12 protein-coding genes are annotated in these 12,548 nt (G+C 59.5%); 10 read left to right on the top strand and 2 right to left on the bottom strand.

Annotated elements, in window-relative coordinates; genetic code table 11:
• Genes rfbC through queF form a run of 4 tightly spaced genes read left to right on the top strand, consistent with a single transcriptional unit; the run spans window position 1 to window position 2,832 of the window.
• Window positions 1-567 (top strand): dTDP-4-dehydrorhamnose 3,5-epimerase, encoded by a 567-nt coding sequence (rfbC, locus tag AB1805_12430; GenBank protein MEW5746230.1) that lies wholly within the window; start codon window positions 1-3, stop codon window positions 565-567.
• Entirely contained in the window at window positions 564-1,415 is an 852-nt protein-coding gene (gene rfbD, locus AB1805_12425; protein ID MEW5746229.1) for a dTDP-4-dehydrorhamnose reductase, read from the top strand. The genes rfbC and rfbD overlap by 4 nt, the downstream gene beginning before the upstream one ends.
• Window positions 1,412-2,404 (top strand): dTDP-glucose 4,6-dehydratase, encoded by a 993-nt coding sequence (rfbB, locus tag AB1805_12420; GenBank protein ID MEW5746228.1) that lies wholly within the window; start codon window positions 1,412-1,414, stop codon window positions 2,402-2,404. Before rfbD ends, rfbB begins: the two co-directional genes overlap by 4 nt.
• A gap of 47 nt (window positions 2,405-2,451) precedes the next feature.
• The gene (gene queF / locus AB1805_12415; GenBank protein ID MEW5746227.1) at window positions 2,452-2,832 is read left to right on the top strand and encodes a preQ(1) synthase; all 381 of its coding nucleotides are present in this window, start codon (window positions 2,452-2,454) and stop codon (window positions 2,830-2,832) included.
• On the opposite strand, the gene AB1805_12410 is transcribed toward queF, so the two are convergent.
• On the bottom strand, window positions 2,792-3,415 hold the full coding sequence (locus AB1805_12410; GenBank protein MEW5746226.1) for a phosphoribosylanthranilate isomerase: 624 nt from the start codon (window positions 3,413-3,415) through the stop codon (window positions 2,792-2,794). The two genes, queF and AB1805_12410, sit on opposite strands and share 41 nt — an antisense overlap.
• 109 nt (window positions 3,416-3,524) lie before the next feature.
• Window positions 3,525-4,877 (bottom strand): TrpB-like pyridoxal phosphate-dependent enzyme, encoded by a 1,353-nt coding sequence (locus tag AB1805_12405; GenBank protein ID MEW5746225.1) that lies wholly within the window; start codon window positions 4,875-4,877, stop codon window positions 3,525-3,527.
• A gap of 208 nt (window positions 4,878-5,085) precedes the next feature.
• Here AB1805_12405 and trpB point away from each other — a divergent pair, with 208 nt between their 5' ends.
• The 6 genes from trpB (at window position 5,086) to truB (ending at window position 12,453) form a co-directional block, all read left to right on the top strand.
• Window positions 5,086-6,291, top strand: coding sequence for a tryptophan synthase subunit beta (gene trpB / locus AB1805_12400; protein MEW5746224.1), 1,206 nt, complete (start codon window positions 5,086-5,088; stop codon window positions 6,289-6,291).
• Window positions 6,275-7,081, top strand: a complete 807-nt coding sequence (gene trpA, locus AB1805_12395; protein ID MEW5746223.1) for a tryptophan synthase subunit alpha — start codon at window positions 6,275-6,277, stop codon at window positions 7,079-7,081. Before trpB ends, trpA begins: the two co-directional genes overlap by 17 nt.
• Window positions 7,082-7,185: 104 nt before the next feature.
• Complete coding sequence (accD, locus tag AB1805_12390; GenBank protein ID MEW5746222.1) at window positions 7,186-8,043, top strand: acetyl-CoA carboxylase, carboxyltransferase subunit beta; 858 nt, start codon at window positions 7,186-7,188, stop codon at window positions 8,041-8,043.
• A gap of 74 nt (window positions 8,044-8,117) precedes the next feature.
• Window positions 8,118-9,467 carry a folylpolyglutamate synthase/dihydrofolate synthase family protein gene (locus AB1805_12385; protein MEW5746221.1) on the top strand — a complete coding sequence of 450 codons (1,350 nt, stop codon included), beginning with the start codon at window positions 8,118-8,120 and terminating at the stop codon, window positions 9,465-9,467.
• A gap of 123 nt (window positions 9,468-9,590) precedes the next feature.
• Window positions 9,591-11,609: an LPS assembly protein LptD gene (gene lptD / locus AB1805_12380; protein MEW5746220.1), complete on the top strand. Its 2,019-nt coding sequence runs from the start codon at window positions 9,591-9,593 to the stop codon at window positions 11,607-11,609.
• Entirely contained in the window at window positions 11,575-12,453 is an 879-nt protein-coding gene (truB, locus tag AB1805_12375; protein ID MEW5746219.1) for a tRNA pseudouridine(55) synthase TruB, read from the top strand. The genes lptD and truB overlap by 35 nt, the downstream gene beginning before the upstream one ends.
• Window positions 12,454-12,548: the final 95 nt, after the last annotated feature.

Here is a 12,548-nt window from a genome sequence, read left to right as displayed (position 1 = left end):
ATGCCCTTTATCTTCGAAGAGCTCTCCCTCCCCGGCGTAATCCTGATCAGGCCCCGGCTATTCACTGACGAGCGAGGCTTCTTTATGGAGGCGTACAAGCACTCCGACTTTGCCCGGGCAGGCATACCCGGCTATTTTGTCCAGGACAACCATTCAAAGTCCGGGAGGGGCACGCTCCGCGGACTCCATTACCAGAAGTCTCCTGCTGCGCAGGGCAAACTGGTGCGGTGCCTCAAAGGGAGCGTCTACGATGTCGCCGCGGACATACGGCGGGGGTCGCCTACTTACGGGCAGTGGATCGGCGTCGAGCTTGCGGAAGGGAACAGCCACATGCTCTACATACCCCCTGCTTTTGCCCACGGATTCGCCGTCCTGAGCGATACCGCTGAAGTACTCTACAAGTGCACCGCCGAATATTCCCCTGACCACGAGAGAGGAATTGTCTGGAACGATCCCGATCTCGCCATCGCGTGGCCGGTAAGCAGTCCGGTCCTTTCCGAGAAAGACAAGAGGCTTCCGTCATTGAGAAATGCCGATAACAATTTCGAATACCGGGAGGCGGAGTGAGCATCCTCATAACCGGGGCCAACGGCCAGCTCGCCACGGAGTTCATCCGGCGCCTCGGAAAGAGCACCGCCGGTCGCCTCATCGCCCTCACCAGGGCGCAGCTCGATATCACCGATGCGAAGATGGTCTCCGATGCCCTCTCCCGCTTCAGGCCCGGGGTGGTGATCAACTGTGCAGCGTACAATCTCGTCGATGATGCCGAAAAGGATTTCGATACCGCCTTGCGGGTCAATGCGGTCGGCGTGAGGAACCTGGCCGCTGCGTGCCGGAAGGTCGATGCCCTCATCGTCCACTACAGCACCGATTACGTTTTCGATGGGACTAAAGAAGAGCTTTACACCGAAGAGGACGCTCCCCATCCGATCAACAAATACGGGGAGACGAAGCTTGCCGGTGAGCGCGTCCTCGCCGATGAGTCGGACAACTTCCTGCTCTTCAGGGTGAGCTGGGTCTTCGGTCAGGGGAGACAGAACTTCCTGTATAAGATTTCAGAGTGGGCGAAGCAGAACAAGGTCCTCCGCATAGCAAGCGATCAGGTCTCGATCCCGACCTCTGCGGAGGATATTGCAACAACAACCCTCGCCGCTCTCGAGAACGGGATGCGAGGGACCTATCACCTCACCAACGGCGGCTACGCCTCACGGTATGAGGTGGCCCGCTACTATGGCGAGAAGTGCGGACTCTCCAGCCTGATCCTCCCTGTGCCCTCGGACTTCTTCCCTGCTGCCGCACGGAGGCCGTACTTTTCGGCCATGAGCAATAGGAAAATCTCGAATGCCCTGGCCATACGCATTCCCCACTGGAGGGATGCTGTTGACCGGTTCGTCAGGAGAATGGAGGTCAGATGAAAAGGCTGCTGGTAACCGGGGGAGCGGGATTCATAGGAAGCGAGTGCGTCAGGCAGGGAGTGGAGCGGGGATATGCCGTCATCGTTGTCGACAAGCTCACGTACGCGGGCGACAGGGAGCGGCTTAGAGGATTCGAGGACAAGGTGACCTTTTACGAGGCGGACATTGCCGACGCCCCCCGGATCGATACGATCTTCACCAAGGAGCGGCCCGATGCCGTTATCCACTGGGCGGCAGAGAGTCATGTGGACAGAAGCATTATGGATGCCGCCCCCTTCCTGAGCGCCAATGTGATGGGGACGCAGGTGCTCCTCGATGCCGCCCGGAAGCTGGGAGTCGGCGCCTTCGTCAATATCTCGACCGACGAGGTCTACGGCGAGCTGGGTGAAGAGGGACAGTTCAGCGAGACCACACCGCTCAACCCCAATTCCCCCTATTCCGTCAGCAAGGCATCGGCAGACATGCTCGGAAGAGCGTACTACAGGACCTATGGCCTTCCGGTCATCACTGTCCGGCCCTCGAACAACTACGGCCCCTGGCAGTATCCCGAAAAGCTCATCCCGGTCGTCATTCTGAAGGCCCTGGACGATCGGAAGATCCCCGTGTACGGAACAGGCAGCAATATACGGGAGTGGCTCTTTGTTGCCGACTGCGCTAATGCGGTATACAGGGTTCTGGAAAAGGGGAGCGCCGGCGAGGTGTATAATGCCGGCAGCGGAGAGGAAAAGAGGAACATCGATATCGTGAAGGCGATCCTCGGGCTGCTGGGCAAGCCGGAACGTCTCATAGAATTTACCAAAGACCGGCTGGGGCACGACTACCGTTATGCGCTCGACTCGAGAAAGATGGAAGGGCGCCTCGCGTGGAGGCCGGAAACCTCCTTTGACAGGGGATTGGAACAGACGGTGCGGTGGTATAGAGATAACCTGCGGTGGGTCACGAGCAAGCTCGAAGCGCTCAATGCCTATTGGGAAAAAGCGTATCGATAAGCGCTCCTCTGCTGGAAATGACGTTCTGGTTAGTGTTATTTTAAAGAATGCGTTACGGTGAAAAGGAAATCAATGAAGCAACGCTCGAGGTCTGGGACAACCCGAATCCGGAGCGGGACTATGAAATCAGCATCTCCTTTCCCGAATTTACCTGCTTGTGTCCCCGGTCTGGTTATCCCGACTTCGCCACGATCAAGGTGAATTACGTGCCGGATAAGAAGATCGTGGAGCTGAAATCCCTGAAGCTCTACCTCAATTCGTTCAGGAACACCTGCATCTCGCACGAGGAGATAACGAACAGGATTTACGCCGAGCTCGAGGGGCTGCTCGCGCCGCGGTTTCTCGAGGTGGTCGGCGACTTCAACCCCCGGGGAAATGTAAAGACGGTCATACGGGTGGCGTCGAAGCCCGCTTCGCCCTCTCGATAAAGGCGCGCATCTTCTTCAGGTCCTTCTTGCCTTTGCGCTCTTCTATCCCGCTGCTGACATCAACGGCATAGGGCCTGACCCACTGTACGGCCCTCTCGATATTGTCGGGATTCAGCCCCCCGGAGAGGATGATCTTTCCATAGCGCTTCGCCTCCACCGCGATATCCCAGTTGAAGGTCTGCCCTGTCCCGCCGAACTCTCTCGGCGAGTAGGTATCGAGCAGGAACGCCGAGACCCGGTACTTCTCCAAGGGCTTGAGATCGGTAAAGTCCTTCACCCGCATCGCCTTGACGACCCGCGGCCATATCGAGCAGGTCTCGGGAGGCTCGTCGCCGTGCAGCTGGAGAACGGTGATTCCCGCAAGGCTCATTGTCTCTTTCATCGTTGCAGGGTCCTCGTTCACGAAGACGCCTGCGGCGGTGACAAAGGGAGGCAGGTAGGCGATGATCTCTTTCGCCTTAAGGGGACTAATATACCGGGGACTCTTCTCGAAAAAGATGAACCCGAGCGCGTCGGCGCCGTATTCGACAGCAGCCAGCGCATCTTCGGTATTCGTTATGCCGCAGATCTTTACTCTCACCATGGTCAAGACAAATCCGAAATCCTAAACTCTAAACTTTAAACTCTAAACAACGTGCCTTATTTTCTCTGTTCAGGGTTTCGTGCTCAGGATTCAGTGCTTGCTTCATCAATTATATCACGGGAAGTCTGCCGAGCGATTCGCGGATCATCTCATCGGGATATTCGTAGTCGACGAGCTTCCCCGAAAGATAATCGTCATACGCGGCGAGGTCGAGATATCCGTGGCCGCTCAGGCTGAAGAGGATGCACTGCTCCCGCCCCTCCTCCTTGCAGAGGAGCGCCTCGTCGACGGCAGCCCTGATCGCGTGGGAGGTCTCGGGCGCGGGGATGATCCCCTCCGTCCGGGAAAAGAGCATCGCCGCCTCGAAGCAGGAGAGCTGCTTGTATGCCCTCGCCTCGATGATGCCGTCGCGGTAGAGCCGGGAGACGAGCGGCGAGTCGCCGTGGTACCGGAGCCCGCCGGCATGAATACCCGGGGGCATGAAGTCGTGCCCGAGGGTATACATCATCAGGAAAGGGGTGAGCCCGGCGGTATCGCCGAAGTCGTACCTGAATTCGCCCTTGGTGAGGGTCGGGCAGGATGCGGGCTCTACCGCGAGGGCGCGCACCTCCCTGCCGTTGATCTTGTCGTGAATGAACGGGAAGCTGATCCCGCCGAAATTGCTGCCCCCGCCGCAGCAGCCGATAACGACATCCGGGTACTCCCCGATCAGCTCGAGCTGTCTCTTCGCCTCCAGCCCGATCACCGTCTGGTGGAGCACCACATGATTCAGCACCGAGCCGAGGGCGTAATTGGTATCGCCATGCGCAGCCGCGTCTTCGACCGCTTCCGATATCGCCAGGCCCAGGCTTCCGGGATTGTCCGGGTTCAGCTCCAGGGCCTTCCTCCCCGCGTTCGTCATCCGGGACGGGCTGGGGTGCACGGCGGCGCCCCAGGTCTCCATCGCGATCCTCCGGTACGGCTTCTGGCTGTAGCTCACTTTTACCATGTAGACCGTCACCTCGAGCCCGAACATCTGTCCGGCGAGCGCCATCGAGGAGCCCCACTGCCCGGCGCCGGTCTCGGTCGCAATCCGTTTGATGCCCGCCTTCTTGTTGTAGTAGGCCTGCGGGAACGCCGTATTCGGCTTATGGCTCCCGGCCGGACTGACGCCTTCGTACTTGTAATAGATCCGTGCCGGGGTCTTCAACGCAGCCTCGAGCCTGTGCGCCCGGTACAGCGGCGCCGGCCGCCAGAGGGCGTAAAGGTCGAGGACCTCGTCAGGGATGGGTATCCACCGCTCGGTCGTCATCTCCTGCTCGATAATTGCCATGGGGAAGATCGCGCCGAGGTCTCCGGGACCGACAGGCTTCCGGGTTGCCGGGTGGAGAGGAGGCTCCGGGAGCTTCGGCATATCCGCCATGATGTTGTACCACTGCCTCGGCATCTCCCGCTCGGGGAGAAGGATCTTTGTCTCCTGCATGCGCCCTCCTGAACTGACAAGTGAGAAGTAATAACAGACAAGTAAGAAGTAAGAGCTGAGAAGTAGGAAGTGAAGACAGAAGTCAGAATAGAAGAACTCCCCTAAGCTCCCCTACTTCTTACTTCTTACTTGTCTGTTATTGTATGTGATATAATAGCAAATCCCAGACGGAGTTCCCAAAAATCATACGGTTATCCGGAGGATAAAGATAAGACGGCTCCCTGATAAAAAGGGTTATTTCGGCTCCTACGGCGGAAGGTTCGCACCCGAGACCCTCATCCCGGCTCTCGAAGAGCTCGAAGATGCATACGCCCGGATCAGGAAAGAGCGGGCGTTCCTCGAGGAGCTGGCCCGGCTCCAGGCGACCTACGTCGGCAGGCCCACTCCCCTCTACTTCGCGCAGCGGCTTACCGAGAGACTGGGCGGGGCGAAGATCTATCTGAAACGGGAGGACCTCGCCCATACCGGGGCACATAAGATAAACAACGCCCTGGGCCAGGCGCTCCTCGCCAAGAGAATGGGCAAGCAGCGCCTGATCGCCGAGACCGGGGCCGGCCAGCATGGAGTAGCAACGGCGACCGGCGCGGCTCTCGTCGGCCTCGAATGCGAAGTATACATGGGCGCCGTCGATGTCCAGCGTCAGGCGCTGAATGTCTTCAGGATGAAGCTCCTCGGCGCAAAAGTACGAGAGGTCAATATCGGCTCCAGGACCCTGAAGGATGCGATCAATGAGGCTCTCAGGGATTGGACGACCAATGTCAGGAATACCCATTATGTGCTCGGCACGGTCTTCGGCCCCCACCCTTTTCCCGCGATCGTGCGGGACTTCCAGTCGGTAATCGGCAGGGAGGCGCAGAAGCAGATACTCAAGGCCGAGGGGAAACTGCCCGACTGCCTGATCGCCTGCGTGGGAGGCGGCAGCAATGCCATGGGGCTCTTCGATGCCTTTCTCGATACGGCTGTTACCATGATCGGCGTCGAAGCAGGAGGGAAAGGGGTCGAGACCGGAGAGCATGCGGCCCGGTTCGCCGGGGGCTCGGTCGGGGTACTGCAGGGATGCAAAACCTATGTGCTCCAGGACGAGGTCGGCAATGTCCTCGATACCCACTCCGTTTCCGCCGGCCTCGACTACGCCTCGGTCGGGCCCGAGCATGCCTTCCTGAAAGACTCGGGCCGGGTCACCTACACATACGCTACGGATGACGAAGCACTCTCCGCCTTCGAGCTGCTGTCGAGGACCGAGGGCATCCTCCCGGCGCTCGAGTCGTCCCATGCGCTCGCAGAGGCGATCAAGCGGGCGCCCGAGCTCCCGCGGGAGGCGGTGCTGATCGTGAATCTCTCTGGCCGCGGTGACAAGGACGTCCAGCAGGTCGCAAAAATAAAAGGGATCAATCTCGGTGCCCAGCTCCCGTAAAAAGACCCGGATCGCCGCTGCTTTCGCGAGGCTGAGGGCCCTCGACAGGAAGGCCTTTATCCCCTATATCATGGCGGGAGATCCCTCGCTGGAGCTCACCAGGGAGCGCGTCCTGCTGCTCGAGCGCTGCGGCGCCGATATCATCGAGCTGGGCGTCCCTTTCTCCGACCCGCTCGCCGACGGTCCGACGATACAGAAAGCTGCTGCACGCGCGCTTGCTGCGGGCGTTTCGCTCCAGAAAGTCCTCGCCTTCGTGCGCGATCTGCGGCGGGTAACGGAGGTTCCGCTGGTCCTCATGACATACTACAACCCGGTCTTCACGTACGGCGAGGAGCGCTTCGTGCACGATGCCGTCGAGGCCGGGGTCGACGGGGTCATCATTCCCGATCTCCCGCCCGACGAGGCGCAGGCGCTGATCGCTGCAGCCCGCTCCGCTCGCCTGGAGCGGCCGCTCGACACCATCTTCCTGGTCGCCCCGACCTCGACGCCGGCCAGGATGCAGCACATAGCGAAAGTATCGAGAGGTTTTGTATATTATGTATCCATGACCGGGATTACCGGCGCCCGGCTCGAGCTCGACCGGGCCTTCACCGAGCATGTCGCTGCATTGCGGCGGCTGACGGATGCGCCCCTGGCGGTCGGGTTCGGCGTCGCAACACCCGATGATGCGCGGATCATCAGGGAGGCTGCGGACGGCGTCATCGTCGGCAGCGCCATAGTCAAACAGTTCCACGAGCATCCGGAGGATGCCGAGCGGTTCATAAGGGAATTACGGGAGGCGATCAGTTAATGCGTTATAGCGTTAGTCGCGTACAGTGTTCATCGCGCCAGGGATGCATCCCGGTTCGGCCACCGCGCTATAACTCCATAACGCTATAACACGATAAACGCATTATGACATGGTTTAAAAAGAAGAGAGAGCTCAAGGCCGAGAAGAAGGTAAAGATCCCCGAGGGGCTGTGGATAAAGTGCGACAGCTGCAGGGAGATCATTTACAAAAAAGAGATCGAGAAGAACCTCCAGGTCTGCCCGAAGTGCACCTACCACTTCAGGATCAGCGCGCCCGAGCGGATACAGTTCGTCGCCGACGAGGGGAGCTTCGTCGAGATCGACGCTGATCTTACCGCTGTCGACCACCTCGGCTTCAAGGATACCATTCCCTACCGGGACCGGCTCGAGGAGAATATGCGGAAGAGCTCCCTCAAGGACGCCTGCATCTACGGCGATGCCGCGATCAACGGCAGGCCCGTCGTCCTCGCGATCATGGACTTCTCCTTCATGGGAGGAAGCATGGGCTCGATCGTGGGCGAAAAGATCACCGCAGCAGCGGAGCGGGCGCTCGAGGGCCGCATGCCGCTCATAACGGTCTCTTCTTCGGGCGGAGCCCGGATGCAGGAGGGCATGTTCTCTCTCATGCAGATGGCCAAGGTCTCGGCAGCGATCGCCCGCCTGAAGGAGGCGGACGTGCTCTACATCTCGATGCTCGCGGACCCGACCTTCGGGGGCGTCACGGCGAGCTTCGCCATGCTCGGCGATATCATCATCGCAGAACCGAAGAGCCTCATCGGGTTTGCAGGTCCCCGCGTCATAGAGCAGACGATCAAGCAGCAGCTGCCCGACAACTTCCAGCGGGCGGAGTTCCTCCTCGAGCACGGCATGATCGACCTCGTGGTCGAGAGGAAGGAGCTGAAAAATACGATCTACAAGCTCATCGAGCACTTCATGCCCTCTGCCGGCGCTAACGGCGCGTAGCTCATGGCAAAAGCCGGAAACTGCCTCCCCTGTCGGACTATCCATTACACCCTGCAGCCAGTGAGCCGCACGCGATGAGCTATTCCGATGCCATCGGTTATCTTTACGGGCTCCAGAAGCACGGTATCAAGCTCGGCCTCGACAAGACCGAGCGGATACTCTCCGTCATAGGAGATCCCCACCGCCGGCTCCGTGCTGTCCATGTGGCAGGCACCAACGGCAAGGGCTCTACAGCTGCCATGACGGCATCCATCCTGAGGGCCTACGGCTTCAAGGTGGGGCTCTTCACCTCCCCGCACCTGGTGAGCTTCACCGAGCGGATGACGATCGACGGCAGGAAGATAAGCGAGGCGGAGGTGGTGGAGCTCACCGGAGAGATACGCTCCGCCCTGCGCCACGCGCCGGCTCCCCTGCCCGATCCCACCTTTTTCGAATTCGTGACCGCGATGGCGTTCCTGCACTTCACCCGCAACAGTGTCGATTGGGCGGTTATGGAGGTCGGCATGGGAGGGCGGCTCGATGCGACGAATGTCCTCACCCCGGCGGTCTCGGTGATAACGAAAATCGGCATGGACCACAAAGAGTTCCTCGGCACGACGCTGGTCGAGATCGCACGGGAGAAGGCGGGCATCATAAAACCGGGCATCCCGGTCGTCACCGCCCCGCAGGAACCCGAAGCCGAGGCTGTGATCGCCGGAGCAGCCCGCCATGCCTCGGCCCCCCTCTTTACCTGCGGGAGAGACTTCAGCGGCGCTCTGCGATCATCCAGCCTCACGGGAATCACTTTCGACTATCGCGAGAGCCTTCATGGTATTACCGGCCTCCATACGCCCCTCGCCGGCGAGCACCAGCTCGTCAACGCCTGCCTCGCTGTCAAGGCATCGATGATAGCGCTCCTCGAAACGGGACAGGCCCCTCGCCCCTTGCCCCTTGACCCCCTAAAAAAGGGGCTCGCTGCGACCGAGTGGCGCGGAAGGCTCGAGTGGATCGAGGGCGCCCCCCCGATCCTGCCTCCTATACTGATCGACGGGGCGCATAATGCGGACGCGGCCCGGGCCCTCGCCCGCTTCATTCAAGGCGCCTTATCGGACAGGGAGATCGTGCTGGTCATGGGGGTCATGGCCGACAAGGATATACCCGCTCTACTCACGCCGCTCCTGCCCCTCGCAGCGGAGATCGTCTTTACCGCTCCTGATTACGGGAGGGCTGCCGCTCCTTCGCAGCTGGCGGCGTACGCCTTGGAGCTCGGGTACGCCTCTGCCACCGCTCCCTCGGTACGAGAGGCGATCGAGCTGGCGAAGAGGAGCGCGGCAGCGCGGAAGTCCGGGCTGGTTCTTATCACCGGTTCATTCTATACCATAGGCGAAGCCAAAGAGGCCCTCGGGGAGACCGCTGTGCTGGGGACGCTGAGGGAAAGCTTGTAGACAGCTGAGAGGTAAAAAGTGAGAAGCAGGAAGTGAGAAGTAAGAAGTGAGGAACAGGAAGTAACAACTGAACGTAAAGGGCAAGGAGCAACCGTGAAAGAGGAGAGATCAAAGCGTAAGAGAATGAAGCACGTTCTTTTTGTGTCGTGCTTTTTGTTCTTTATCTCTTACTTTTCACTTCTCACCTCCCCGTTGTCTTTTGCTACGACGATTACCGCCGATAACCTCGAGCACGTCCCTGAAGAGGCCAAGTATGTGGCAACGGGCAATGTACGGATCGAGAAAGACGGCGCCGTGCTCCTCGCCGACCATGCCGTCCTCTACGAGAACACCTCTGACGCGAAGGCGACGGGCAACGTCGTTTTCGAAGATGCCGATACCTTCATCAATACCGAACGGGCCGAGATGAACCTCGATACCAAAACGGGGAAGCTCCATAACGCGCTCATCTTCTTCAAAAAAGGCGACTACTGGGTCGACGGCACCAGCGTCGAGAAGGTCAAGGAGAACCACTACTACGCCTCGTCAGCCTCTTTCACCACCTGCGATTACGAAGAGTCGGAAAGGCCCGACTGGTGTTTCAAAGGGGACAAGGTCGATATCGTCGTCGGCAGAAAGGTGACTGCGCGGAATGTAACCTACCGGATCAAGGGACTGCCGATCCTCTACTCTCCCGCGTTATGGGCGCCCATCACGAGCGAGCGGCAGACAGGGTTCCTCTTCCCCTACATCGGGAGCAGCTCGACCAAGGGGTTCCAGTTCAGCACCTCCTTTTTCTGGGCAATCGACGAGAACAAGGATGCGACCGTCTATCTCGATTACTACAGCAAGCGCGGCATCGGGAAGGGCGTCGAGTACCGCTACCTCGATTTTACGAAGCGGGGGGAGTGGTCCGCGTACCACCTCCGCGACCGCGAGGCGGACAACCTGGAGCGAGAGGGATACCGGCTGAAAAAGGACATCTTCGAGTTCAAAGGCCTCCATGAGCAGCAGATCGGCGATGCGAGGGCGTTTGTCGACCTGAATTACGTCAACGAAGAGGACTTCTACAAAGAATTTGCCTACCGGAGGGATGTCCGCATCCAGCGCTTCCTCCAGTCGTCCGCCGAGGTCTCGGTGCCGCTCAGAAATGCGCGGCTGTATCTCCTCGGGCAGCACTGGATCGACCTGCAGGACAAAGGGGCGAATGTCCCCCAGCGGCTTCCCGAGCTGGGCTATGTCGTGCATCCCTCGAGCGTCGGGCCGCTGCTCTTCTCGCTGAATTCGAGCATCGCCAACTTCTGGAGAGATAAGGAGCCCCGGGGGCAGAGGATCGATATAGCTCCTACGCTCTCCTATGGCTTCGGCGACAGGGTGCAGGTCTTCCAGTCGCTCACGCTCAGAGAGACCGCCTACCAGCTGAGCAACAGCGCTCCCTTCGAGTCCTCTCCCCACCGGGAGACGTTCGAATACCGGGCCAACGCGCTGACCCGGCTTTCACGGCATTACAGCTCCGCAACGCACATCATAGAGCCCTCGGTCAGCTTTACCTTCATTCCCGAGACGCATCCCCTGCCGGTCTTCGATTCTACCGAGCTCGGCGACAAGACAGCGTCGCTCGGCTTCTCGCTCTATAACAACGTTGCCTTCAGGAGATTTTCCCTCGCCTCGACGCTGGCCCAGTCTCTGAATTTCAACGCAGGAGACCGGCCGCTGTCGCCTACCACGCTTGCCGTCACGCTGAGCGGCCCCTTTACCGTCACCTCCGATCTCGCATACGATTTCAACAAGGGGAAGATGGAGACGGTGAACGCGGATATCAGCCTGCCTGTTTTCAAAGGGACGTACCTCAGGCTCGGAGAACGGTACTCCCGTGCGAGCGAGCTCTTCCAGCTCACCGGCGGCATCACGTCTGCCTTGAGCAAGCGGTGGGCTCTGGATACAACGCTCTGGTATGACCTCAAAGGCGGAGGATTGCGCGACTCCACCCTCATCGTCAAGTACCTCGAACAGTGCTGGGCGGTCAATCTGACCCTCACCAGGAGGCCGGGCGACGCTATCAGGCCGCCTGAGTACAGTTTTCTCATCCTCATCGAACTGAAAGGACTCGGCAGACCCCTGAAGCTCTATGAATATAGTAGTCAATCTCAACAAAGCTCTTGACGTCACCTCGCAGGATGCGGTGACCGCGGTAAAGCGGCGCTTCAAGGTAAGGAAAGCGGGGCATGCCGGCACGCTCGATCCGCTTGCCACCGGAGTGCTCCTGGTCTGCCTGAATGAGGCGACGAAGATCACCGGCTTTCTCGCCGATCTGGACAAAGAGTATGTCATGACCATGAAGCTCGGGGAGTCTACGGATACGTATGATGCGGAAGGCGTCGTCGTCAGCAGGGTCGATGACCTGCCGGTGACGCGGGAGGCGGTAGAGAGAGCAGCGCACGCTTTTGTCGGCGCTATCGAGCAGATGCCTCCCATGTATTCGGCTGTCAAAGTGGCAGGGACGCCGCTCTACAAGCTCGCCAGGGCCGGGGTCGAGGTCGAGAGAAAGGCGAGGAAGGTGACAATCAGCTCGATCGAGCTCCTGACCTTCGCGCTCCCCTACGTTACCGTCCGGGTATCGTGCTCAAAAGGAACGTACCTCCGCTCGCTCTGCAACGATATCGGCAACGCCCTGGGGACAGGCGCCTATGTCACCGAATTGCGGCGCACCCGCATAGGCGGCTTCACTATCGAGACCGCGGCGGCCGTCGAGGAGCTGCCGGAGAAGTCTTCCGCCCTCTTTTCCATCGACCGCGCCCTCGGCCATCTGCCCGAGCAGCAGCTCTCCGGCAACGACCTCAAAAGGGCGCAAAACGGGAATCCCGTCTGCCTCGCACAGGAGAGCGGAAGGGTGGAGGAGCGGCTCCGGTCTTCGTTCATCCGGCTCAAGGATGCCGAGGGCGCCCTCTTCGGCATTGGAAAGATACGGAATAATTCTATTAAGATAGAAAGGTTATTCAAGCTTTAAGACAGCCATCAGCTGTCAGCAATCAGCAAAGGACAAAGAGAGACGGCACTTATAAGTATTTATTAATAGAGAAACTGATTGCTGATTGCTGCATT

The sequence above is a fragment of the Nitrospirota bacterium genome (assembly GCA_040752355.1).
In the GTDB taxonomy this organism is placed as follows: domain Bacteria; phylum Nitrospirota; class Thermodesulfovibrionia; order Thermodesulfovibrionales; family Dissulfurispiraceae; genus JBFMCP01.
This window is presented reverse-complemented; position numbering and strand designations above follow the sequence as displayed.